We start from the raw sequence: 24,751 nt of genomic DNA on the forward strand, positions 1-24,751 counted from the left end.
GAGACGGTGGGTGCACGTGCACGCCGGGTGGTTTCACCAGTCCCAGGGCAGACACTGTTCGGACTGACCTCGAGTGCACATCGCGCAAACACAAGTTCGTCACAGTGCGTACCAGTAGTTACCCCGTTTCCGGCCCCGACAACCACGACACGAAGACGCCTGCCATCGAGCAGTCGGGCGCGCGACTCGGCGCGCGTCGAGACTTTCATCCGGTATAGGACGTACCCAGTTGCTCCCATGCACGAGATCGGGCAACAGGTGCCTCGTCGCTCGGCCGCTGACCCTTCGCGGCGCCAGCGATGAGTGGGTGGTCGACGGGTGCTGACAACGACTACGGCGCACACACATTCGGTGATACGAGCGGGTGACAGCTTCCAGGGACGCCCCTTCGGGAGGCGTCCGCACCGTCGTGCACGCCGAAAGGTATCGCACCGGGGCGTGTATGGCGAGACCACAGAATTGAGGGCATGCGCGAGGGGTGGGCTGTCGACTGAGATACATCTGATCAGGTGACGCTAACGAGGGACGAAAACACTCCGGAACCGGCACACCGCTACACCCGACCCTACCGAAACATTCGACACGTCTCGCTCGTGCACGGAAACAGAGCACAGGCACCGCACCTCAGAGCACAGGTGCACCGACGGCAGTGAAGGGATGACGAGAACACATGAGGACACGATTACAGCAGCAGCCTACCGGCCGCACTGGATCCGCCGGTGGGCATCGACGGAGTACGGTGCTTGCGCTGCTGAGCCTGCTGGTAGCGGTGGCCACGATCTCGGCGCCGATCGCCCAGGCACAAGAAACGGCATCGCAGCAATCGAGTGTGTTGTTCGTGGTCGACACCTCGGGATCGATGTCGGGATCCCCACTGACGCAAGCGAAAGAGGCACTGCGCGCCGGGATCGACGCGCTCGCTCCCGGCCAGGCCGCCGGGCTGCGTAGTTTCAGCGGCAGCTGCGGCGACGGTGGCCGGTTGTTGGTTCCTGTCGCCACCGACAACAAAGACCAACTCAATGCTGCGACAACGCAACTCTCCGCCGACGGCGGTACCCCCACACCTGACGCCCTGAGGGCAGCAGCGCGCGACCTGCCGGCCAGCGGGGACCGCACCATCGTGTTGATCAGCGACGGACAGAGCAGCTGCGGAAACCCCTGCACGGTTGCCCAAGAGATCAAGAACGATCTCGGAGTCGACTTCCGCGTCCATGCCGTCGGGTTCAACGCCCCGACCAACGCCGAGAGCGAGCTGAGCTGCATCGCCAATGCCACAGGCGGGCAGTACTTCACCGCCACCAACACCGACGAGCTCGCCGCAGCCATCTCCGCGGCAGTGGAAACGACCAACCCCGCCGAATGCGATGACGTGTACTTCGTCGGCGTCCGCGGATCCAGCGAGAAGGGTGAGGACGGTCAAGGGCCGGACACAACACTCGAAGAGTACGAGTCCGCGACCTTCGATCCTGTCTACACCAAAGATTCCGGCCCCAACGCCCGCACCACAGGGATGGGGGAACCCGTCAAAGCCGTCTTCGACGAACTGCACCATCAAGGCGAAGCCGGCACCCCGGAGATCGCATCGATGCAGGCCCGCGCAATCCGCTACCCCGCGATCCCGGTCAATCTCCTCGACCTCTCCTACATCGACCGGTACCAACGATCCGTCGCGGTCGGTGCCGACAACCTCGCCAAGGAACTGCGCCTGATCGCCTCGCACTGCCATCAGGCGTCCGTGGTACTCGCCGGCTATTCCCAGGGCGCCGACGTGATCAACAAAGCCATGGGCAACGCACACCGCAGTGCAGAGACGTCGCTGTTCACACAGGTGAAGAAGATCGTCGTCATCGGCGATCCCTCGCATCAACCCAACCGCACCGAAAACGTCGGGGGATGGAACAAGCTGGGATCGACGAACGGCTCCGGCGCCTCGGTCTCGGCGTCGATCGCTGACCCTGATGCGCTGACCTTCAAGGATGCCCACGCCGGACTTGTGTCCTCGATCTGCATGATCGGTGATCTGGTGTGCGATACCAGCTCGTTGGCGGTCCACGAAGCGATCGCGTCGAAATTTTTATCCGAGACCATGACCCACACCCTGTACTCGGCCTTGTCGATGCAATGCCCGGCAGTGGGCAACGCCTGGCAGTACGGCACCGACTGCAGTGGTCAAATACTGTTCAACTCTTTGGGGCACACCGCGGTGGCACGTTCACACGGCGGGCTCAGTGCCGATCAAGTTGTCGTGCAGTCCGGTACGCACCTGTGGGCCGGGTTCGTCGCCATTCGCGGCGCCGTGGGACAGGTGACGAAGGTGGGCAAGTTCGTCGGAACGCTGTTCTCCGACCCGGTCGAGGTCGGCACGTTCGAGGTCAACGACGACGGCGTCGCGATTATCGATTTCCTCGTTCCGAATGTTCCTGCCGGTGAACATCATCTGGAACTGCGCGGCGACGACGGCAGCGTGTACCGACTGCCGATCCTCGTCACCGAGACACCGGTCACCGATGGACCCTTAGGGTATGTCGTCGACGGCACGACGGTGCACGTTCCCGGCGGATCCGGGACGGGAAGCGTCGGAAGCTCTGGCAGCATCTTCGGGAGCTGACGCACACCCTTCGTGTCAGCGATCGTTGTTCCGGTGCCCCGCAGGTACCGGGACAACCGTCGTCTCGATCCGGCGTGGCCCCGTCCGGCGATAGCGCCGGCGAAGCACTCGGACATGAGAGTGATTCATGGTGGGGCTGATGTCAAGCGAAGAGGTGACGAGTTGCAGACGGGGCATGGAACGGGCGAGATTTATGGGGGCGTCCCGCCTCCCGTCGAGTGACCAGCCGGTCGACGGGCGCCCACAGGAAACATAACTGCGAAACCCGCTACTGCACAATAATTCCCCGATTTTCAAGGGGCAGGCCGGGCACGTCGGCAGCGCCAGAGAGTTCCGCTGAGTGATGCGATCTGTGCGCGGTGAGCGGCTGTTTTGCCTCCTGTGGGAAGCCTGCCGACAGAATTCGGGCACGCGTGTAAGCCGACGTGGAGACTCACGACCGACAGGCACGCTTGGTATGTCCTGGCCCCGATTCGAAATGGTCCTCCGCACGCTATCGGACTTGTTGTAGCAGAGTGTTTTTCGCGGGCGACCCGGATGTTCGCGGTGAGGATTCTCGATGCTCGCCGCGCAGGAGGAACAACGGGGCGGGCACGGTGGTCACCGACGTAGGAGTCGTCGTAGTCGGGGCTGTGGGCGGCGCACTGGTGCAGAGTGCGCGATGGTGCTCGTGCAGGAGGTGACGCTCTCGCGGTGGGATCCACGGCCCTTCGTAGACGAGGAGGTCGCATTCTCGGCATTGGGTTCGGAAGTAGCCTTCGCTCATCGATCGTGTTCCTTTCGTTATTTCTCGGCGACGAGTCTCCGCCGGCGCGTCGGGCTGCCGACGTTCACGATTGCGGTGGGAAACCGTAGCGTTGCCGCACCTGGGTGAGCGCCGCAATGTCTTCATCGTTGACCTGCGTCGCGGTCGCCCAGGCGAGGCTGTTCGCGTAGTCGCGTCGACGCTGGTGATGTTCCTCGGGCGTGAGCGCCGTCGCGGCAGTGTGAGGGTCCGCGCAGTTCGATTCGGTGTTCTCGAATTGCGCGAGGTACGCGGCGAGGACGGCGGCGTCACGGCGAAATCTACTCACCACTGCTGCATCGCCTCGGCCTGGCAGCAGTCGTACCGCCTCCACGACGTACCGGAGACAAGTTCTATTTCAGGCATGGGACGTGAGACTCCATTCGGTCCCGACCTGATGAAGACAGTGCAATCTTTGATCAATCGGACTTTAGCATCGCATCACCGGGGATCAGTTATCCACAAGCTATTTGGTTGGGTGATGGCAGTGCTTCCAGACCGTGGGTCGAGATTTTCGGGCGAGCGTGGTTGGGCAGATACGAGCATCGCGCGTGGACAACCATGCAGTTACCGGTGTCGAGTTCGAACAGACGGACTTTCACCGCACACCCGTATCGTTCGCCCCCTTTTTGGGGTCTCGGCAAGCTCTGACGTGCGTACTACGGTCGAGCAGTCAAGTGGACGACCCATCAGACGACCCCCCAGAGTGGCCTCGGCAGCCCCCCACTGACGCCGGTTCGGCCGTCACCGATCTGCAGAGAAAAGGGACAAACTATGCATCTTCGAAGGTTCATGACAACAACTGCAGCGATCGCCGCGACGACAGTTGCCGGAGCTGCAGTCGCGTCGGCCGACGTGGTCATCCCGCAGACCCCGACCGTCCAGACAAGCATCGCCGGTGACACGTTCAGCGCTACTGTCACCAACACCAACACGATCAATTCGCACTGCGGCCTGACTGTGCTGACCGCCGACCTTGCACCAACAACTGTTTTCCCCGCCGGTTTCGATATCGACACCTCGAACTGGGACACCCACCCTGATCCCGTGTTGCCCGGTACACCAAGACGTACACCGTCGATGACCTTGCCGCGGGCACGTATGTCTTCTACGCCGGATGCACGACGACGGAGAACGAAAACTCCGAATGGGTGAACTCGATGGTGCAGGCGGACACGTTCACCATTACCGCGACAACGGGGGAAGAGGGAGGACCGGGCGGTTCCCGCGGAAATCTCTTCGGGTCGTCCTGACCCCCACTTGCCGGGTGAAACGGAACTGCGGCGTACGTAAACGGACACCGATGGTCAGCGGGCAGTGTGTTCGGAACGCAGTAGCCTGTTCCTGGTCGTAGGGTTGATGGCGTCGCCGTGTTCTCGACCCAACCCCGAGAGGATGGCGCCAGGGCTTGCCGGTCTCACGCATGAGCGTCGACGGCCCTGTTCGGTGCGCTAGCTTCTGTCATGGTTCTCAGCGCGCCAGGGCTCCACCGGCGAAGTCTCACTCCCTTGCCGGTGGAGCCCCTTTTCGTTCGGACCGTGTCTCGGACGACGATTCCTGCCAATGGCGAAAGGTTGGAGTCGGGGCCATCGCGACGCGGGCCGGCCTGTGAACGCAGAACCGGGCTGACGAACGCCAATGGACCCCCTATCCCATTCTATGAGAATTGGAATCGCGGCTTGAAATCTGAAACACGTTACTGAGCAACGGTTTCCAGTTGTCTGTGAATTACAGTCACGCGATAGTTAAACATTCACAAACCGGACAGTCTGTGCTAGTTTTTGCTGATCTTCACTTGCATTCCTTATCGAGAGGTTCAACTCGTATGTCCACCACTGCTCGCCGCGCCGGAATTGTCGCCGCACTCGTCAGCTCCGCAGCCCTGATCGCCCCCGCTTTTGCCGGCGCCCTGCCCACGGGTTCGCTCGGCTCGGATGAGACGGCACCAGGCTTCACGTGCGATGCGACCTCGACGGAAACCACCGCCAACGGTTGGGGTATCCCGTTCGACGACGAGAAGGACCAGACCGCCTCGTACACCGTCGAGAACGTTCTCGATGTGGATGGCTCCCTCAAGCTCGAGGTCGACGGTGTCGAAGACCGTTCCGTGTCCTATCACTCGGCGGGCGCCGTGAAGCTTTCCGACATCCTGGACAAGGAAATCGGCTTCGCCGAGCGCGCGGAGACGGCGAAGGCATCGTTCCAGCTGCGTTTGAGCGGAACCACCGGCGGCAAGTTCACCGACACCGGATTCACCACCCTCGTGTGGGTTCCTGGCGTTACCGCACCGGACACCACCGACGGCGCCCTGCATGCCAACCTGCAGGACGGCGAATGGTGGAGCACCCAGAACATCGACGGCGCAAAGGACTTCGCCCGCGTGAGCCTCGACGCCATCGCCGAAGCGCAGCCAAACGCTGTCGTCGACCACTACGGCATCAGTATCGGTCGAGGCTCGGCCGCAACCTCCACCCTCGTCGACGCGGTGACGTTCAACGGCTGCACCACCAACTTCGCCAAGAAGGACGCCGAGCCCGAAACCGGCACCGGCTCACTCGGCAACCTGGGCAACATCTTCGGCAGCTAGGGAAACGGCCGGGGCACGACATTCGGTGGGTGCGGTAGCGGTCACGAACGGCCACCGCCCGGCGAACTGGCAGCCCCAGGCAAAGTAGAGGGGCAGAGCCCGGTGTATCCGGGCTTCGCCCCCTTCTTGCTCCGCTGATTGTCACTACCGTTCAATCAATAATTTCTGAGGAGTTTTTCATGGGATCGTTCGACACCGCATCGCTGAGCCCCGAATCGCTCGAGGAACTGAATCTCGGCAAGGTCAGCGAACTGCTCAAGCTCGGCATCACCGCCGTCTCGTTCATCACCGCCCTGAACTCGCTCAGCTGAGCATCATTTTCGGGCCGACACGAACGAAATGCCACTGAAGTGTGGGCTCGGCAGGAACTGCTCCCGCCGCGCTCGATCCGAACTCGACGGTCCCGCGCGCAGGGAGCACCGTTGTCGAGCAGATGGATCTCAGAGGCGCAGAAGCGGTCATTGCCGATCGGGTGCCGGCAATCGTATTGCGTGAATATCCACGGTTGGAAGATATTCCAGCTTTCAGGTACACACCTCGGCCGAGGCAGAAGCGCATGCTCTGCGGATCGGCGCACTGTCGGTGGTCGAGACCCTCGCGTAGCTCCGTGACTCTCGGAATTATTTGGCGCAGAGCGCTCGATAAACAGGTCGCGGCCGTGGAAATGCTGGATCGACTGACAGGCGAGATCAGAGTGCCCGAAGTCTTTCTGCGTCCCGTTCGGTGCGTGCCAACTCGATGTTTGCGTACAGCGCAGATCGCTTCAAACCTGTATTCCTACAAAGTGTTTCGATCTTGAACTGTCCCGTCTCGTACGTTTGCAACAGGTACGCACGCTCCTCCGGGGTCAGCTTGTGCTGACGACCTTTCATCTTGCCGGCCGCCGCAGCCGCAGCAACGGCATCCCTGGTCCTGCTCCGGATCAGGTCTGACTCGAATTCCGCCATCAGCCCGAGGACGCCGATGAACATCTTGCCCATTGGATCGGTGGGGTCGTACATCTTCCCGTCGATCGACAACGCCACACCCTTGGCGGCGAGTCGCTTCACCGTCTCGTGAAGATCCCCCGCTGACCGCGAGAGTCGGTCGAGTTTCGTCACACAGAAGACGTCACCTTCGCGGGCCGCGTTGATCGCATTATCGAGTCCGGGCCGCCGAGTCTGCCGGCCACTGATTCCGTGATCTACATACACCCGGTCGCGATCGACACCCTCCTTGGCAAGGAGTCCGACCTGAATTGACGAATCCTGAGCCGCCGTACTCACACGTGCGTAGCCGATCTTCATTCCCGCTCCCGATTTTCGCCGTTCACGACGTCTCGGACACAAACTGTCCGCTAGAAACTATGCCATACCGGATTATTTCAACGGACAGCAAAATGGACGGAACGCGCAGAAATTTTCCCAGGTGAATTGCACGTAGGAGCGCGTTTGAGATCGTCCGGTATGACGATGGTCAAAACGCACACCCAAACCCGCAGAATTGCTCTCAGCTCGTTTCGGTTGCTGCCTGTCGATTTGATTGCATCTCCCAATGAACGACGTCGGATCGGTGAGACTGACACGATGACGCTCGAAGAAGAACGAGACAACCGATCGCCCACGACGTGGGTCCGGCTTGCCGATCTTGCAGGAGTGATCATGATGGAAGAATGAGGGGATGCGCCCGAACAGGTACCTCGACGATTATCTGCATGGGCTGGAGTTCCTGAGTGGGGTGTACCCCGATGATGCGGGGGCGATCGCCGAGCACGGCATCGTGGCCGCGCTCGATGATGATGATGCGTTCGTGTTCTTGCTTCGCTTGGTCGGTCCAGACGCCCCGGCATTCGCGGATGAACTGTGGCAGTTGATCAGTGGTTTTCTGAACAGTCGCCGTGTCGAGGAGTTGTTCGGAGGCTCTGAGGATGCCGGGTTGGCGGATCTCAACACAGTGAGAAGCCCGCGATACCTCCCGCCTCCTACTCGACCGAGGATCCCAAGGTGAGAGTGTCTGACGGCTACCACCGTGCCAAAAAATTCAGGGAAGAACGTGCCAAATAATTCCGAGAGTCACAGCCTGATTATGGCGTGGTTTTCTATTCCAGGGTTGGCACGGTTTGGCGTTTTCCTTCCTTGGACCTGGGAGGCTATGCGCCTCCGCGCCGACTACTTACTCGTGCTACTGCCGTGATATTGCCACCTTCGAGATGAGTGCAGGGTCGATGAGGTGGGTGTGGTCGTCGTCGCCGACGTCGATCTGTACGACGTCGATGCGGCCGTTGAACTTGCTGGCGCCGGCGTAATCGGAGCTGACGGGCATGCCGTAGTCGTCGCCGATGTCGGTGGTTTCGTCTGCAGAGAAGATCATCGGTTGGGTTTGCTCTACGCGGCCCTTTCCTGCTTCGGTTCCATCGTAGAACAGGGTCACGTCCCCGCCTTTTGCGAGTCCACCTCCGTCGTACGCGAATTCGGCGCGGATCTGATGACTGCCGGCGGCGAGTGCCTTCGTTGCGGTGGTGGTGAATTCGGTCATTCCGAGCAGGTTGTACACGAACCTGGCATATCCGTCCTTCACGTAGAGTGCCCATCCCCCGAATCGGCCACCTTGGGCGATGATCACTCCGTTTGTGACGCCCTTTTTCGCTGTGTCGACGGCGGCGGTCACGCTGAAGGAGCGGTTCTTGATGTCCAGGACGCTGTGCTCGCTGAGTCGTTTCATTCCGGGGAAGAGGACCTGAGTGGTGCCTTTGATCAGTTGGGGCCGGCCCGCGATAGTCGCATTGAGCCGCTCGAATCTGCGATCATCGATGGGAAGGACGTTGTATTTCACCGCCTCGATCAGCCACAACCGTTGTAGTGCCGCAAGCCGCTCCGGCTGCTCTTTCGACAGGTCACGGGCCTGGGACCAGTCATTAAGGCCGTCGTAGAGTTCCCAGACGTCGTCATCGAGGGCGGGTAGTTCCTCGTTAGGGAGCCAAGGTGTGCTGTGCCGGGTGACCGCGCTCCACCCCTTGTAGTAGATGCCGCGGTTGCCGGCCATCTCGAAGTATTGAAGGTCGTGGCGTTCGGGCGCCTCGGCCGACTCGAAGGTGTAGTTCATGCTGGTGCCCTCGATGGGTGACTGTTGGACACCATTGACGAATGTGGGTTCGGGTATCCCCGCGGCTTCGAGGATGGTCGGCGATACATCGATGACGTGGGTGAATTGAGAACGAGTCTCACCCTTGCTGGTGATCCCGGCGGGCCAGTGCACGATGGTCCCGTTGCGGGTACCACCCCAGTGCGAGGCGACCTGTTTGGTCCATTGGAACGGCGTGCACATCGCCCATGCCCAGCCCACCGAGTAGTGGTTGTATGAATCGACGCCTCCGAGTTTGTCTTTGACTTCGGCCATAAATTCCGGGGTCTCGATGGCTGCCAACCCGTTGAAATTCGCCATCTCGTTGAACGCGCCGTTGACTGTGCCTTCTGCGGAGGCACCGTTGTCGCCGATGATGTAATAGATCAACGTGTTATCCAGGGCACCAATCGATTCCACAGCATCGATGACCCGGCCGACATGAAAATCGGTATGCTCGAGGAATCCTGCATAGATCTCCATCTGCCGTTCCAGGACCGGTTTGAGGTCATCGCTCATCTCTTCCCAGGACGGAATCGCTTCCGGTCGCGGCGTCAGTTCGGCGTCGGCGGGTACCACGCCGAGTTCCTTCTGCCGTGCGATGATTGCCTCGCGTTGTGCATCCCAACCGCCGGCGAACCTGCCCGCATACTTGTCGGCCCATTCCTGCGGGACATGGTGCGGTGCATGCGTGGCGCCGGGCGCAAAATAGACGAAGAACGGCTTCTGCGGGGCCAATGCTTTCTGAGTGCGAACCCAATCGATCGCCCGGTCCGCGAGATCTTCGGTCAGGTGGTAGCCCTCTTCTGGAGTCTTGTCCGGTTCGATCGGACTGACCCCGTCATAGAGAGCGGGGTAGTACTGATTGTTCTCGCCTCCGATGAATCCGTAGAAGTGCTCGAAACCTCCGCCGCCGGTCGGCCAGGCATCGAACGGGCCAACTGGTGATGTCTGCCAGGGCGGAACCTCGTGACATTTGCCGAACTGGGCCGTGGAATATCCGTTGAGTTTCAACGTCATCGGTAATGCCGCTTTAGTGTTCGGTCGCATTCCGGATGATCCGGGAGCTGCCGTCGCGGTCTCGGTAATCATGCCCATCCCGACCGAATGATGATTGCGCCCACTGAGAAGAGCGGCCCTGGTCGGTGCACACAGCGCCGTGGTGTGGAAACGGTTGTAGGTGAGGCCACCACTTTGCAGTCGCTCCGCAGTCGGGGTGTCCGCGGGCCCCCCGAACGCACTGCTGGCCCCGTAACCCACATCGTCGAGCAATATCACCAGAACGTTCGGGGCACCCTCAGGTGGCTGCAGGGGTTCGATCGGAGGGAAGGTGGTGTCGGGATCCTTGGCGTCGTAGGTCACCAACCCCAAATATTGGCGATCGGCGATGGGTAGTGAATCTCGACGTGCACCCGACTCGTCTGTCATGTCCGAATCCTCATTCTGCTCGATCAAACAGTAGGAAAGTGCTCGCGTCTACGTATGCAGGGGCGCATCGGATCCGCGCCCGTGAAGATGGCTTCACTGGGATCTGATCAGATCGAGTCGGCCGTATCGGGCCGCCACGTCGCAAACGGCCCAGATCACAGCGCCATCGAGGGCGATGATCACGATCGACCACAGAGAGATTGGCTAGGCCCGGTCATGGCATCCCCTTGTCGTCACCAAAATATCGGTGTGAACAGTATTGAAAGATTCAGGCCGAGGGACATCACCCCGAAAGGATGAGACTCACCATCCCTGCGGAACCGCCTCGGTGGCGCGGCCGAGGCCGCTGAGCTGTGAGTCAGTTGTAGAAATTTCGGGAGCCATCGCACCGCCCGCAGAAATTCAGGACGTGATGGCACCCAATTGCCCCTGGCGTGGGGTCACTCAGGGTTTGTGCGCGGTCGGTGACGATAATTTCCGTTATCGCACCGTCTCACCGAAAAGTATCTGTTGGTTCCGGAGAAGTCTCACGGCTTGTGGGTGAGGATCTTCGAAACCTGACTGTGCTCGTTGAGATGAGCGAGCGCTTGCGGTGACAAGAGTTTCGTGACGTACACGATCTGGCGGCGAGCGGATTCCGGCGCCGACAGGATCGGTTCGTGGTGAGCGACACGATTGCGGAACTCACGCAGTGCGGTGAGCGCATGGTGCAGCGCAGCGCGATCGGTTCCCGGGGGAAACGCTTTGTGCAGGTGGGGAACCCACAAAGATTTTTCGTGGAAGTCCGAGGTGAGGAAGGTCCAGAACCCGAACATCAGTTCTGCCACGACTTTTCCTGCGACCACCGTGTCGCCGTTGGCGTTTCTGGCTTGCTTGCGGGCGGAGGAGATCTGTCCCCGCGGGTGCTGTTCACGTCGACGTCGCGTTGTCCCACAGGATCCCATCGCAGGTGTTTCGGAAACAGGTGTCCAGCGGTGGTCGGCTCCGTCCAGTGGGTGTCTGCGCCCACGCGAGCATGGCTCAGTTCGCGGTCGTAGGCGTTGCGCAGGCCCACTTCCAGGTGCGCCAAATCATGGAGGAAAGCTGCGCTGAGCTGGGCATTCCACTCGTACAGGTGCAATGCTCGTTGCCGTGAACCGCCGGCCTTGCGGACATACGTCGCGAAGCGTTCCGGGCTTAGCCAACGTTGCACCCAGTCGTCGGTGTCCTTTGCCATGTAACTCCTGCTTCGCGTACGCTGTCGGTTGTAAGCCTTTGAGGACCGCTGACTTCGGTCATGTTACTTAGGCCAGGATATGGAAGCCTCGGTACTCCGTTCACGGACCCGAGGCTTTCCCTTTTCTCGGTGAGAATTTTCTGACAGCTTTTCCGGGGAGTGTCATCGCAGCTCGATGAATGCTGCTGTAGGAAAACCTATTTCAGGTGCCGATACAGCGTCGTCCTTCCGACGCCGATGATTTCGGCGATGTCGGTCAAGTGCATGCCGTTTTCCCGCATCCTTTGTGCCTGTGCGAGTTTCGTCGACGTCATCTTCGGTGGCCGGCCCCCGGTGCGACCGCGTGCTTTGGCCGCGGCGAGACCGACCTGGGTGCGTTCGCGGATCAGGTTTCGTTCGAATTCGGCGAGAGCGCCGAAGATGGAAAAGATGAGTTTGCCGCCGGAAGTGGTGGTGTCGATGGCTTCGGTCAACGATTTGAAGCCGACACCGCGGACGGCGAGATCTTCCACGGTCTGCAGTAGGTGGGGGAGTGAGCGGCCCAACCGGTCGAGCCGCCAGACCACGAGGGTGTCGCCGTCGCGAAGATGCGAAAGTAGGTCGCTCAGTTGCGGGCGGGTGGTCGTTGCACCGGACGCGGTTTCGGTCCAGACTTTAAAACAACCGGCAGCGCTGAGAGCGTCGCTCTGCGGATCGACAGTCTGATCGGTAGTCGAGACCCTCGCGTAGCCCAAAAGTTCACCCATGAGGCAGCAGTGTTCCAGAACTCACCGACAAGCCAAATAATGAACCATTAGTTTCGGACACGAGTTTCGGAACATATCCTCTTCCTGGTCGTCCAAAATCGTCCTTTGCGTTTCAAAAACGAACGTTTATGAAACATGGTTCGGTAACGCTGAAAATCGGGACAGATCGACCGCCGAGACCGCCTTGGGACGCTCCAGCTCGCGTGCGAGGTGATGATCCGCGGGCGACAGCAGGATGGCCACGATTATTTGATACTTTCGGATAACATGAACGTGATATTCATTCGGCACGCAACGAAGAGGAATCCCTGTGGCTGAAATATTCATTCGCCAACTTATCGACGATCTCGACGGGAAACCCATCGACACCGGATTAGGGCACGAGGTCACCTTCTCTTATCAGGGCGCCGATAATCGAATTGATCTTCGGCCCACCAACGCCGACAAGATTGAAGCTGCATTCGCCCCCTACATAAAGGTCGCAGAGAAAGTCTCCACTGCCGGCAAATCCCGTGTGAAAACCTCGACTGCGACTAAGCCATCAGGCTCCGGACGCTCAGTCGAACAGTTGAAAGCGATTCGGGACTGGGCTGGCAAGAACCGCTTCGACGTCTCCCCGCGCGGGCGGATCAAAGCCGACATCATCGATGCTTTCGACGCCGCACACTGAGCCTCGAGGACAGTGTCGTTTCTCGCTGACATCCGCGAGTAGCGCACCTGTAACTTGTAATTCTGGCCGGTGAGGCCTCCAGGTTTGGGCGCACTCGACCCACCTGGCTGGTACTGCCGACCAGTCGGGTGGGTCACCCGGAAGTACGTCTCACTGCAGCTTGGGGTCATGCATCTCTCGAATCACACCGTGAACGCAGACCGGTGGGGTGACACACCACATCAGAGTCATCCTGATCTCCGGGAGACAAGAATGTTCACGAGTCATTCCCACCGGCCTGCTACGACACTCTATGGGCTGCAATCCCGGTCACTTGCCGTGACACACATACAAATCGGAACGTTCCCTACAATTGCTATTGACCGCACTCAGCACGCGGAGGACGACCGCCAGGCATCGCATAAATAACGTCCGGTCCTCCTACATCTAGGGGCATATTATTGACTAGATTTTCTAGCAACGCGAAGCGCATCCCAGAATAGAGGAAGAAGATCATGGGTGTATAAATGTTCCTCAAACTCGAGAAATGCATCCAATCGCGCTTCATTAATTTTCCCGGAATCAATTATATCAAATATTTCGTTTCCGTTCCGCGTTAAGTCTTCCGCGCTGATATTTCGAATTGCGATGGGACCATTTTCTGTTCCAGTCTCCGAATTGACGATTTCTCGGAGAAATCTGACGCTTCGTTTGTAATTTGCGTATTGGCCATCTTTGATATGTGCAGTCAGCATCCAGTTCAAATTTTTACGAGTATCAACGTTTGTTTTGCAGTAGGCGGAGAAAATATCTTCTGACGAAAAGCTGAGAATAACTGCTTGCAGCCATTCGGAATTAATAAGCGGCGGAGTGTAGCAGGAAATGTCGGATATCCTTCCCACGTACCCGAGTAATTTCATTGCGGAAGGCAATATTGGGGAGTAGTTGGTTTCCCTGCACCATTCTAGCGCTGAACACAATCTACGTTCAATGCCAACCTCGAATTTATTCAGGTAACTATCTACAAGATTATTATCGATATCGACAAGTTTTATATCGTCCACCGTCATCGCTAACGCGTCGGTCAAAACTCTGACAACGAGTTCCGGGTTCCAATGTTCGGTTGGGTATCTAAAGGAATTGTTTTTTTGTTCCTTCAGTAGGAGGCCTGACCATATCCGATAGTCGTCTAGGCCCAAGGCTAGGATTCGATCAGGGTCGAGGTAGAGAGCGCACAACATGGACCACTCCCTTGGGATCGGGGCAGATAAAAGTTGATTTATCGAAGTATCATTTAATTCTTTAAAGCTGGACTGCAGTGCTCGATCCAATGCGTCTTGAGGACGGTCGTTGGGTTGACGGTAGTAGTTGTCGAATATTCCCAAATATAATTCTTTCAGAACCGGGAGCGGGTAATCCCATTTTGAAACTTCCTCCCTTGCCTTGCCAGTCACTTCATTGGACGAAGAGTGCGCTAACCAGCAAAGCGAATCGAAGGCGAGGTCGATCCAAACGATCTGCGTGAAGTATTTAGGTTCCAACACCGTCATAACTTTTGGAATCAGCGATGAGTCGATATCCTTGTATAACGTTTCATAAAAATGTGTCAACAATCCTTCGTTGAATAATTTTTCAAATTCTTGTCGTGCTGCACTCCTGTCGCGGTGCGAAATGGCCTGAATATATTGGTTTGCATTATCCTTGGAAATATTTGATTTTTCAGATAGTTGTATTTCTACTAAATCGGAAGCCAAGATCGAAAGTGTCGACAAATTATAATATTCAAAATTTTCGACACCGATTTCTTTTACCATAGTTCGAGAGATGGTGGAATCTATCCGAAAAGATGAATGAAAATCCTTTACCTCGATGAATCGTCGCGCAAGTTCGCTCCGGCGATGACTGCTGGCCGAACTGTACAAAACCATTCCGGCAGCACTCAGATACGAATTATGGAAAGAATCGCCTGTGTCGTGGATCGTGAGAAAGTAATCGATCAAATCGGATATCCACACGGAGTTTCCGAGGATGCCGCTAGCATGTTGGATGGGCTCTCTCCACGCTGGACGTAGGGCAGCAATACGCAGGAAATCATGGACACCCGGCACGTCTGTTTTGAGCCACTGAGCGATTTTGTGTCCGACGAGGTGTTCCTGGATGGTGCGGTGTAACCACCGGTATCGTTGGCCGAGTCGGTCGCCGTTGCGTAGTTTGCCGTGTGCGATGAGCAATCCATCGGTCTCGGCGAGTTCGGACGCGGCGTTTGAAATGGTGGGCTCGTTGCTCAACTCTCTCATTGATACGTGGTCGAGCCAGATCGGTGGCAGATTTCGGTCCGGTGAGGGCTGTGTAGCCATAAACCACGCAACTGTCGCCGCCACATCGAGGATTTGCTTCTGTGCCTCAGTATTTAGTCTTCGCTGGTGCGGCGGTTTCCATCGTCGTTCGAAGTACAGACCTAGATATTGTTGGTAGAGAGCGGGTTTGGTTGTTTTTACTTCTTCGTGTGCCGAGACGTAACAAACGAAGCCCGCAAGCAGCGGTACCGACGATAATTCCTCGAGGTCGGAGTCGTCGAGAGCTGCAACAATTCTATTCTCCACTACATCGTCGGCCTGGTCAGAAAACCACGCCTTGATGAACTCTCGTGTCGATTCCAGACTCATACGGTTGACGAGGATCTCGGATGAGCCGCGCATAGGGTTGAGGTATCCAGTGATTCGCGAGGCGATAACTATCTGACCTGGTATTTCCGCGAGCACTCGGAGGAGCTGTTCAACACCCATTCGGTGGTGCTCGGTCGAAATTTCATCGAGTCCGTCGAACGCGAGTAGTAGCTGTTCATCGGTGTGAACGTGTTCGATGAGGTGTTCCCTGACGTCCTGAGAGTGACAATCGATTCCGGCGTTGAGTTCAGACGCTTGGACAATGATCTCGGCAGCTTCACGTTTCGTGATCGCCGACTTACGTGCGGGATGTTCGACCAGCCGGCCGATATCGTCAAGACGAGCGAGTAGCGCAATCTTCCCGTGGTTCACGTGGTTCAGGCATTGAGCCAAAAGGACTGTGCTTTTGCCGTGCCCCGGATCTCCCAACACGATGCATCGGCGGGTGTGCCCGATGAGGCTGGTTGCTTGGGTGTCGGATGTGCGACTGAGCCCGCTGTACAGACTTGACGTGATGTCCGCGCTTCCCCATTCCCATCCAGGTTCTAGGGGCGTGCCGGTGAGGAAACTCGCCAGATCCGCAATTCGTAGGTGATTCGGGTAATAGGGAGGTAGATCCTCGTGTGCGCGCAGGCTTCGGGTGGCGTGCACGAGACATTCGGCGGCGATCCCCCGAGCACCGACTGATGGCGAGTTTGCTGCACACGGGGTTGCGGCTTATGTTTGCGCAGTACTCGGGCGATCATCTCAGGGTCGGGTTTGGTGACGCGAGGTTTGAGACGCTCGGTGGTTTCGGCGATGAGTTCTTTTTGGGCCGAGGTGGCTCCCAATCCCACCGAAAGTTGTTCGAGGAGATCGTGTGTCCAGTCAACCTTTCCGCTCATGACCTTTTTCAGGCGGGCTTCGAGCGTGGAGAGCTCCTTCGTTCCCCGCGGGTTCGAATCCTTCGTCAACTGGATAGCTGCATCTAGATCAATTCTTTTCTGGGCTGCAAAAACGAACACTGCGAGCAGTCGTGTACTCGGAATGCGGAGGCCGTCGATCGTGTCGTATCGATAGGCGTGGCGTCGGCCGAGGTCGTAGCAGTGTTGGATCTTGTCGTAGAACTGGGCGGTCACGTACCCGAGCAGAAATTCTGTTGCTGTTGGTTCGCGCGGCGCCGTCATCGGCGAATTATGTCATTCACTGAGCGGTGAGGATCGGATTCCAATCCGATCCAATCCGATCCAATCACTCGAGCGGGCCGTGACTTTCAGTATGCAGGGAAGCGAAACTTGTTGTGTCCAAGAAACATCCGGTTACAAGCTTCAGAGGAGGTGATTGAGATGGGTGACTACGACGATCATTCCGATGGATGGGATAACGACGGCGGCGCTGACGACGCGAGCGACAACTCGTAAGTCAGTGGAAAACGGGGCCCCAGTTCCCGCTGGGGCCCCGCCACCAACTTTCTTTCACCCGCAGCATTCGACGAAGCGGGTGTTACTCCCCGAACAGAGAGTAGAACCATCATGCAACACGACAACGTACGCCCCTTCACAACTGCAGTGGACAACGCACTCACTTCAGCGCAGCATTCAGAATGCGGCGGTTGCGCCTCCGACAGTCACACCGCCCACGGTAAGGCGACAACCTCGACCACTGTGCTCGCCGCAGAGTCGTACACTTCGCTACTCGATGAAGCGTTCTGGAATCGTCTGGCCCTGCGCATTACGAAGGACGCCGAGTTCGTCAACAAGGTTGGCCCGGATACGGAGCCGGAAGTCGCTGTCGAGTTCGCCGGTCGCATCCTCAACCAGGCTGTCGGCTTTCTGAAGTTGATCGCCGACAACCCTGGCATCGGGTTCTCGCCTAGTCCACTGGTCGACATCGGGTGGCATAACTTCATCCTCTACACCAACGAATACGGCAAGTTCTGCCGCCGCATCGCCGGGCGTTTCATCCATCACTCTCCGTTCGACGAAGTCGGCGTGGACTACGGCAGCGGCCATTCGGCCCGCACCGTAGATGTCTTGCGTTCGAGTGGGTGGCCAGTCGACGACCTGCTGTGGATGTCTTCGACACTGACATGCGACATGCGACTCGCCACCAGTAAGGCGTGCGGAGCATGCGAAGCGTCTCGTGGCTATGACTGCGGCAGTTGCTCGACAGGCATCCACAGTGTTCCCGGTGTCGAGGGTGAACTCGTCGCGAACAACGGTAACTGTGGTGGGCAGGCGTGCAGTGACGCGTGTGGCGGGCCGGACGGTCTCGTGAGTACGGCGACTTCGGCACCGATCGTGGCGAACGACGGCAACTGCGGCGGACAGGATTCCGGCGACGCATGCGGTGGCGGCCAATCCGGCGGTTCCGACGGCAACTGATTCACCGACCACGCTGCCCTCGTCCGAGATTTTTCTCGGACGAGGGCAGCGTTCTCTCATTTCAGGGTGTCGCCGCGAGCCACGATGATCGCTGTTCGCGCGCACCAACGAGCGGCACACTCATCGCGTGTGGCAATGAGACCTCGTTACGGCTGATCACAGGCCGGCATTGAGTCCGCCGCATTCGCCTGTTCGCCCTAATCTGTCGACGCAGTGCCCGCGTAGCTGGGTGGAATCGTTCCGAGACGTCGCCAATCGGCGCTAGCACTACATCGACGACGAACTCGGCATTTCCCCGCCAACGCCATGGACGCCGCCCCCAGGCTCATCGACAAAGTCGACGGCAAGATCACGACAATGGAGGCCTTCCAGGCACAGTGTCGCAGAACTCGACGACACGAAGTATGGGAGACAGTTGGTTTTCGGACGGGTTTCGAGACACTCAACGATTCGATAACGAAAGGTCGACCGAACCTCCCGATGTGAGTCCGGCAGTGTCCGAGAAACGATCGATTGATGGACATACCAATTCGGGGCACGGTCGCGCCCGATCCGAGTCGAGCGAGACAAACTGGATCTCAAGAATCGAGCGTGCGTTCGCGTCGTACGAGGTTCCAGCCAATCACTGAAACGAGGGCCCCGACCGCTGCCCCGAACAGGGGTCCCCCGATGATCATGCCAATGATGAAGCGGGACACCGGGACCGTCTCAATATGGAAGGTTTGGAGATTGTGCGGCTGGTAGCTGGCTGTGTAGATCGTGAAGGGTTGGGAGACATACCACCACAACACGGCAGCACCAACGAGACCACACACCAAGCCGAATCCAGCGAAAACCAGCACAGTAACGGTCGTCGAGCGGCGTTGCGCCTTCAAAATATCTCTCCCAGGGCCACACACGCACGCTACCCAATGAGATGGAAGGACCGACTGAAGCTATGCGAAGAGGAACCTGCGGGCGCTCTCCAACGTCGGCTCGACGACATCCATCGCATACAAATTCCGGTGCGAACTGCCCCAGTTGAGAGGGGAGTGGGCTGCAGGGTGGCTGAAGCTGGCGATCACGGTGCTCACGCCCGCGAACTCGGCATACTCAAGGCGCTCGTTTGCCTCATCGATTCGTTCGACGTGCTCGAGGTGAGGCTTGATCAGAGATCGAAGGTTCTTGCTTTGCAGGATCACCAACGTGGGTTCGAGGATCCGGACTGTCGCGGCGAGGTGTGGCAGGCACGCTCGATCCATCGCGGGGACCTTCTCTGCCTGGAACTTTCGACCGTTGTCTGATTGGACTGGTCGTACTGCCGAGCACAACCTCTTATTGACCAACGCGTAGCACTGCATGACGTGCTGAGGCAGAGGATCATTCGCTATCGGCAGTAGCTCTCCTGCTCGGTCATCGCCCAGACCTCGGCCGAACGCACCGCGGAGCGCGCTCGTGGTGCCGAGCATGTGGGCGTGCCGCTTCATGAAGCGCTCGCCGATTGCCTCATCTTGCTGCAAACGGCGCTCTTCCAACGAGATGTGCCTGTCCGGCCGACCCATCTCCATACCCAGAACCAGCACCCGCAGAGGCTTGCCGTCCTCGAACATGTCGTAGTGCAACCCCACATGTGAGAGCTGTCCCTCGTACACATCGGCGGCCCGCTTCGCCGCAGCATTGCCGCACCCAACAGCGGATCGACAAACGAAACCGGCGGCGGCGCCGTACACCGATCGAGTCATGTACTCGTCGAGCTCAGCGATTCGCTGCTGAGTCCGCACCGGGTCACTCGTGAACTGAACCATCAGCCGAAGATAGTAGAAAACACCGACAGCCAGTACGAATACCGCCGTATCGCTTGAAACACCTCAGGCAGAACCTCCTTACCGTGCTCATCACACCCCCGCCCATATCGAAGTCGCACCCCGCGAACTCGCCCACATCATCGACGCAGTAATTAACGGACGGCATGGCGGACAATGTCCCCGACTCCGAGCGCACCAATCTTGCTCGCCTCGTCACACTGCAGCCGACACGGTGGGACTGTTTCGTAATCGGTGTTTTGGCCCGAGACGCTGAGTGAATGCTTGGCGAGGAGGTGCCGAGATGACGACACTGGAAGATGTGACGAAGAAGAGGGCCGAGCCCTCCGCGGAAGCTGCGGCGGCTGCGGAGCTGGTCAGGTTGGCGAAGGAGCAGGGTCTGTCGCTGACCGGTCCGGACGGTTTGCTCAAGCAGTTCACCAAAACCGTTCTGGAAACTGCATTGAACGAGGAGATGACCGAGCACCTCGGGCACGACAAGAACCAAGCCCCGCCGGAGCGGGAGTCGACGAATATTCGCAACGGGACTCGGTCGAAGACTGTGTTGACCGAGGCGACCGGTCATGTTCCGATCGAGGTCCCTCGTGATCGGGAAGGGACGTTCGAGCCGCAGATCGTCAAAAAGCGACAACGTCGATTGAACGGGGTCGATGAGATCGTGTTGTCGTTGTACGCCAAAGGATTAACGACCGGTGAGATCAGTGCTCACTTCGCTGAAATCTACGGCGCTTCGGTCTCGAAAGAGACCATCTCACGGATCACCGACAAAGTGCTCGAGGAAATGCAGGACTGGGCTGCCCGTCCGCTCGACGAGGTGTACGCAGCGATCTTCATCGATGCGATCGTGGTCAAAGTTCGGGATGGGCAGGTCGCGAACCGCCCGATCTACGCGGCGATCGGTGTCAGCCTCGACGGGCACCGGGACGTACTCGGTTTGTGGGCCGGGACCGGCGGTGAGGGCGCCAAATTTTGGATGTCCGTGCTGACGGATATCCGTAATCGGGGTACTCGGGATGTGTTCTTCCTGGTCTGCGACGGATTAAAAGGTCTACCGGAGGTCGTCGAGAATGTGTGGCCGGCGACCACGGTCCAAACGTGTGTGATCCATTTGATCCGCAATACGTTTCGGTTGTCGTCGCGGCAGCATTGGGATGCGCTCAAACACGATCTCAAGCCGATCTACACTGCCCCGACCGAGGCCGCCGCGAGTGCAGCGTTCGACGATCTCGCAGACCGTTGGGGCAAGACGTATCCGGCGATCATTCGATTGTGGAACAACGCCTGGCAGGAGTTCATCCCGTTCCTCGATTACGACACCGAGATACGGCGAGTGCTGTGCTCTACCAACGCTATTGAGTCCTTGAACGCCCGGTATCGGAGGGCTGTCAAGGCTCGTGGGCATTTCCCCACCGAGGCTGCTGCGCTCAAGTGCCTCTATTTGGTGACGCGTTCGCTCGACCCGACAGGCAAAGGGCAGGCACGATGGATTACACGGTGGAAGCCTGCTCTGAATGCGTTTGCGATCACGTTCGCCGATCGTTGGCCGGGATCGGAAACTTACTAATGGATACCGGCCGAAACACCCTTAACGAGATAGACCCCAGCTGTACGGTGGCTCGTCTATGTCAACGCAACTCCGTGATGCCCATACGGAGCTTGACTTAATCGTTGACCGCGCTTTCGGTGCAAAGCACCTCTGTGTCAATTCTGAAGAGCGCAAGGAAATTCTTTTCGCCAAATATGTGGCTCTGAGTAGCAGATAGAGAGCACCTGCCCGCCAGTGATACCAACCCCCGTCAAGGTGCTTCCTCATAATGGATGCCATCTCATGTGGCTGTCGTTGACCCTGCGAGTCAGCAACCATGCCAGCTTTTGGTCAAACGACGCTGCGTTTGACGGTGGCGATTCGGTGTGGCCAAGGAATGCTTCCACCGGACTTCCGAACACGATGTCGACCGGATCGTGGAGTATTGCGCCAGCAAAGAGCCCGAAAATGGCACTGACGAGTCATTGGTTAACGTCGGGAATCGATCGGTATTCGACGCTTCTGTGAAGCACTTATATCCCCAGTTCGTACTGAGGGTGAGGTGTCGAGATCTCGTGTCGAAAATCTATGTCGAATAAACCGTTGGCTTTGCGTTTTCGACAGACGAGTTTCTTTCAGGCTGCCCACCAGGCGATGACGATGGCGGAGAGGATGCAGCCGAGTATGAGCGCAGGTTCGACTGGCACGCCGAGTCGTTCGTGCAGCCGTGGTCGGTGGGTGCGAGGCGACGCCGGGGTCATGTAGTGGTGCTGACGGGTTGGATCATGGCTTCGAGCCTGGTGAGTCGTTCTTCGAGGACACCGGTGATAGCGAGCAGTCCGAGCACGGTCGGTTCGGTGATGTCGCTGCCCTGTTGTGCGTGTGCGAGCAGCGTCGTGCGCAGGAGCGAACACATGGGGGCGTCGTCGCTGATGGGGAGTTGCTCGAGTTTGGCGGTTAGACGCTCGCCGGGGGAGGCCATGGGTAGCTCCTGCACGTGTGGATCATGCAGGCCGATCGAAAGGGCGACTGCCTGCGCGGTGGTAACGGGTGGTGCGTGGTGCGCTGGAACCGAGGCAGAAGCAGCGCACCACCAGTGTGTGATGTTACTGCGTCATTGCTGGGTGATCGGTGCGCGGGAGGTAAGTGACGGCGCACCCATGGACGCGATGGACTAACTCGGTACCGGTTCACCTGAAGGCGGCGAGGTACTCCTCGGTAGTTCAATGCTCAAGTAGCTGTAACTGTGCGAAGACTGGTAACCGGGGTGGGTGCCACGTAAATTTTCGGGGGCGGCATCACCCGGTCCCCAACGGGTATGGCGAACGCTCCGCCGGTAGCCACCTCTGGTCTATCGGCGGGCGAGCCGCCCGCAGGTTTTGGCGCGAGGACTGCGTTTTCCGCGAGGACTGCGTTTTCGCTACGCCGGTGGTCAGCGTGGGTTGGGGGTGCGCCACAGGCTCGGGGGGTCGCCGTCTTCGGTGTTGGCGAGGGCCCGGATTCCGTCGGCGTCCTGGGCGAGGATGTCCGCGAATTGCTGTCTGTGGGTGTCGTCGAGTCCGTCGGGCAGGTTCGCACCGTCGGTGATGGATGCCGCGGCGCCGTCGAGGTAGCGGGCGATCCGCAAGAGCAGCGGGCGTGGGGTCGGGACGACGGAGTCGTTCGCATCGGCGGTGATCATGCCGAGAGTCGAGAGCAAGGACAGCCCGGCGACAGCTTCTTTGTCGTCGAGGTTGATGTGCGCGACTTTCAAGGCTTCGGCCAGCGCCGCGGTGGTCAGGCCGACTGCAGCGACGGGCATGGAGATGCTGCGCTCGAATTCGATCAGGTCGGCGCCGGGGGCTTCGTCGGAGAGGGACACAGCGAGGGACTGTGCGAACGCGAGGAGACGTTCGTCGGTGAAGTCTCGCTGTGCGGTCTGGCGGGTGACTCTCATCAGCGTCGCGTATTCGGTGACTTTGTCGTCGAGGATTTTCCGGGCTTCGGTGTCGGTGATCGTGAGCCCGAGATCGAGCAGAGCGGCCCGGAATTCGGCGGATCGGGTGTGGAGCCAGGTGGACCGAGGACTCATCGCTGCTCCCTTGAGGTGAGGCCGTGGTTGTTCAGGTGAGCTTAGATCCGCCGCACATCATGGGAAGGAAGTGGCCGCCGAAACACGCCGGGTGGTCGCAGGTCAGCGGAATCGGGTGCGCTACATTTCCCTCCGCGCCATCTCCGCCCGAGGCGGCGACGGAATGGGGTTCGCCGAGATGTGACCGCACACTTCCCGGTGGGCTGTCCCCTCGAATCGTGTGCCCGGCCCTTCAGAGGGCGCACTCGACCCACTCAGCTGGTACTGACGCCCAGCTGGGTGGGTCACCTAGAGGTGTGCGGCGTGTTTTCCTTTTTGCCGAGTGGGTCCAGGTGACCGTGGCCGAGTACGCAGTGTGTATCCGAATTCGGTCTCCGCAGCGGGTTTCTCGTCGTTCCGTCGAAAATCTGTCTGTATGAAGTACCTACGTCGAATATCGTGTCCATCAGTTTTCGGACGGTACTCGAGTGCGGATGCCCGGACATTCACACCATGGAACTTACCCAGTGAATGAGTGGATGAAAGTCGGGCGAGAGTGTCGAGACCGCCCCCGGAATGGCAGCTCCGACCTGCTTAGGACTGCCGGACTTTCTAAATCAATTGTCGAGTATTTCGCGGCATTGTTCCGGGGTGTTGCCTTGCCGCAGGCAATCCGACCACAGGACCTGGGGATGGTTCGGCGGATTCGTTACTGTCGGCGTGCTTGTCGTGGTCCGAGGAGTGCCGGCTGTTGGCGGTGCATCGGTCATTCCGGCGTCGGCCCGAGGATCGGGGAAGGTCATTCCGAGTGAGTTGGTGCACGTGGTTCCGTCGCAGGATCCTCCGTTGGCGGTGATCTCGCTGACCCGGCTGATCGCTGCGGGGCTGGCGCATTCGTCCGTCCAACCGTATGTTCCGTCCGTGAACGCGGTGTTCGGACCGGGCGAGGTGCAGTAGTCGATGTGCTTGGTCACCACCGGCGTTGGCGTGTCGATGAATGTTGCCTCAGCGGTGGGCGGTTCGACGATGGTTTCCGTCGTGGGTTCCACAATCGTGGCACTGGAAACCGGTGTGAGCGTCCCTGACGAGCTCGGCGCCGTGGCGGTCGCAGTTGCTCTCTCATACGAGGCAGGTTCGGTGGACGAGCCCTGGTCGCTGCACGCACTGAGCGCGAGAAGGAGGATCGGCGCTGCTAGCCAGGCCTTTTTCATTTTCATTGCGATCGCTT

General features: G+C 58.9%; 20 protein-coding genes. 8 read left to right on the forward strand and 12 right to left on the reverse strand.

Features of this window, described 5'->3' with window-relative positions:
- Nucleotides 1-739 precede the first annotated feature (739 nt).
- The gene (locus AOT96_RS32880) at nucleotides 740-2,608 is read left to right on the forward strand and encodes a cutinase family protein (RefSeq protein WP_058228406.1); all 1,869 of its coding nucleotides are present in this window, start codon (nucleotides 740-742) and stop codon (nucleotides 2,606-2,608) included.
- Nucleotides 2,609-3,438: 830 nt separating this feature from the next.
- On the opposite strand, the gene AOT96_RS32885 is transcribed toward AOT96_RS32880, so the two are convergent.
- Nucleotides 3,439-3,681, reverse strand: coding sequence for a hypothetical protein (locus AOT96_RS32885; RefSeq protein WP_141695852.1), 243 nt, complete (start codon nucleotides 3,679-3,681; stop codon nucleotides 3,439-3,441).
- Nucleotides 3,682-4,184: 503 nt separating this feature from the next.
- On the opposite strand from AOT96_RS32885, the gene AOT96_RS32890 reads away from it, so the two are divergent.
- The 3 genes from AOT96_RS32890 to AOT96_RS36410 all read left to right on the forward strand — a co-directional run bounded on the left by AOT96_RS32890 (nucleotide 4,185) and on the right by AOT96_RS36410 (nucleotide 6,290).
- Nucleotides 4,185-4,547 carry a hypothetical protein gene (locus AOT96_RS32890; RefSeq protein ID WP_058228404.1) on the forward strand — a complete coding sequence of 121 codons (363 nt, stop codon included), beginning with the start codon at nucleotides 4,185-4,187 and terminating at the stop codon, nucleotides 4,545-4,547.
- 670 nt (nucleotides 4,548-5,217) lie between these two features.
- On the forward strand, nucleotides 5,218-5,979 hold the full coding sequence (locus tag AOT96_RS32895; protein WP_058228403.1) for a hypothetical protein: 762 nt from the start codon (nucleotides 5,218-5,220) through the stop codon (nucleotides 5,977-5,979).
- Nucleotides 5,980-6,158: 179 nt separating this feature from the next.
- On the forward strand, nucleotides 6,159-6,290 hold the full coding sequence (locus AOT96_RS36410) for a hypothetical protein (RefSeq protein WP_257784569.1): 132 nt from the start codon (nucleotides 6,159-6,161) through the stop codon (nucleotides 6,288-6,290).
- A gap of 378 nt (nucleotides 6,291-6,668) precedes the next feature.
- Here AOT96_RS36410 and AOT96_RS32905 read toward each other — a convergent pair whose 3' ends face one another.
- From AOT96_RS32905 to AOT96_RS32930, 5 genes are all read right to left on the reverse strand, one after another.
- A complete protein-coding gene (locus AOT96_RS32905; protein ID WP_058228402.1) occupies nucleotides 6,669-7,265 on the reverse strand; it encodes a recombinase family protein in 597 nt (198 codons plus the stop codon).
- Nucleotides 7,266-8,139: 874 nt separating this feature from the next.
- The gene (locus tag AOT96_RS32920; protein WP_058228421.1) at nucleotides 8,140-10,506 is read right to left on the reverse strand and encodes an arylsulfatase; all 2,367 of its coding nucleotides are present in this window, start codon (nucleotides 10,504-10,506) and stop codon (nucleotides 8,140-8,142) included.
- Between the two features lie 527 nt (nucleotides 10,507-11,033).
- Complete coding sequence (locus AOT96_RS36235; protein ID WP_058228399.1) at nucleotides 11,034-11,333, reverse strand: hypothetical protein; 300 nt, start codon at nucleotides 11,331-11,333, stop codon at nucleotides 11,034-11,036.
- Nucleotides 11,321-11,722, reverse strand: coding sequence for a hypothetical protein (locus AOT96_RS36240; RefSeq protein ID WP_058228398.1), 402 nt, complete (start codon nucleotides 11,720-11,722; stop codon nucleotides 11,321-11,323). The genes AOT96_RS36235 and AOT96_RS36240 overlap by 13 nt, the downstream gene beginning before the upstream one ends.
- 197 nt (nucleotides 11,723-11,919) lie before the next feature.
- The gene (locus tag AOT96_RS32930; protein ID WP_058228397.1) at nucleotides 11,920-12,468 is read right to left on the reverse strand and encodes a recombinase family protein; all 549 of its coding nucleotides are present in this window, start codon (nucleotides 12,466-12,468) and stop codon (nucleotides 11,920-11,922) included.
- Between the two features lie 310 nt (nucleotides 12,469-12,778).
- Here AOT96_RS32930 and AOT96_RS32935 point away from each other — a divergent pair, with 310 nt between their 5' ends.
- Nucleotides 12,779-13,138 carry a histone-like nucleoid-structuring protein Lsr2 gene (locus tag AOT96_RS32935; protein WP_058228396.1) on the forward strand — a complete coding sequence of 120 codons (360 nt, stop codon included), beginning with the start codon at nucleotides 12,779-12,781 and terminating at the stop codon, nucleotides 13,136-13,138.
- Between the two features lie 437 nt (nucleotides 13,139-13,575).
- On the opposite strand, the gene AOT96_RS32940 is transcribed toward AOT96_RS32935, so the two are convergent.
- Together AOT96_RS32940 and AOT96_RS32945 are read right to left on the reverse strand one after the other, a co-directional pair.
- Nucleotides 13,576-16,155 carry an NACHT domain-containing protein gene (locus AOT96_RS32940; protein WP_197523657.1) on the reverse strand — a complete coding sequence of 860 codons (2,580 nt, stop codon included), beginning with the start codon at nucleotides 16,153-16,155 and terminating at the stop codon, nucleotides 13,576-13,578.
- A gap of 173 nt (nucleotides 16,156-16,328) precedes the next feature.
- Nucleotides 16,329-16,949, reverse strand: a complete 621-nt coding sequence (locus AOT96_RS32945) for a hypothetical protein (RefSeq protein ID WP_065353009.1) — start codon at nucleotides 16,947-16,949, stop codon at nucleotides 16,329-16,331.
- 345 nt (nucleotides 16,950-17,294) lie between these two features.
- Here AOT96_RS32945 and AOT96_RS32950 point away from each other — a divergent pair, with 345 nt between their 5' ends.
- Entirely contained in the window at nucleotides 17,295-18,146 is an 852-nt protein-coding gene (locus AOT96_RS32950; protein WP_058228394.1) for a glycine-rich domain-containing protein, read from the forward strand.
- 935 nt (nucleotides 18,147-19,081) lie between these two features.
- Here AOT96_RS32950 and AOT96_RS32965 read toward each other — a convergent pair.
- Complete coding sequence (locus AOT96_RS32965) at nucleotides 19,082-19,930, reverse strand: hypothetical protein (RefSeq protein WP_058228391.1); 849 nt, start codon at nucleotides 19,928-19,930, stop codon at nucleotides 19,082-19,084.
- 301 nt (nucleotides 19,931-20,231) lie between these two features.
- On the opposite strand from AOT96_RS32965, the gene AOT96_RS32970 reads away from it, so the two are divergent.
- Together AOT96_RS32970 and AOT96_RS36510 are read left to right on the forward strand one after the other, a co-directional pair.
- Complete coding sequence (locus AOT96_RS32970) at nucleotides 20,232-21,512, forward strand: IS256 family transposase (protein WP_064073797.1); 1,281 nt, start codon at nucleotides 20,232-20,234, stop codon at nucleotides 21,510-21,512.
- A 40-nt stretch (nucleotides 21,513-21,552) separates the two neighbouring features.
- Complete coding sequence (locus AOT96_RS36510) at nucleotides 21,553-21,711, forward strand: hypothetical protein (protein WP_412778671.1); 159 nt, start codon at nucleotides 21,553-21,555, stop codon at nucleotides 21,709-21,711.
- A 519-nt stretch (nucleotides 21,712-22,230) separates the two neighbouring features.
- Here AOT96_RS36510 and AOT96_RS32980 read toward each other — a convergent pair.
- From AOT96_RS32980 to AOT96_RS32990, 3 genes are all read right to left on the reverse strand, one after another.
- Nucleotides 22,231-22,455 carry a hypothetical protein gene (locus AOT96_RS32980; RefSeq protein WP_003943993.1) on the reverse strand — a complete coding sequence of 75 codons (225 nt, stop codon included), beginning with the start codon at nucleotides 22,453-22,455 and terminating at the stop codon, nucleotides 22,231-22,233.
- A gap of 450 nt (nucleotides 22,456-22,905) precedes the next feature.
- A complete protein-coding gene (locus AOT96_RS32985) occupies nucleotides 22,906-23,544 on the reverse strand; it encodes a hypothetical protein (protein WP_065353011.1) in 639 nt (212 codons plus the stop codon).
- Between the two features lie 596 nt (nucleotides 23,545-24,140).
- Nucleotides 24,141-24,740: a hypothetical protein gene (locus AOT96_RS32990; protein WP_156779020.1), complete on the reverse strand. Its 600-nt coding sequence runs from the start codon at nucleotides 24,738-24,740 to the stop codon at nucleotides 24,141-24,143.
- Nucleotides 24,741-24,751 lie beyond the last annotated feature (11 nt).

It is taken from the genome of Rhodococcus sp. 008 (assembly GCF_001682295.1).
In the GTDB taxonomy this organism is placed as follows: Bacteria; Actinomycetota; Actinomycetes; order Mycobacteriales; family Mycobacteriaceae; genus Rhodococcus_F; species Rhodococcus_F qingshengii.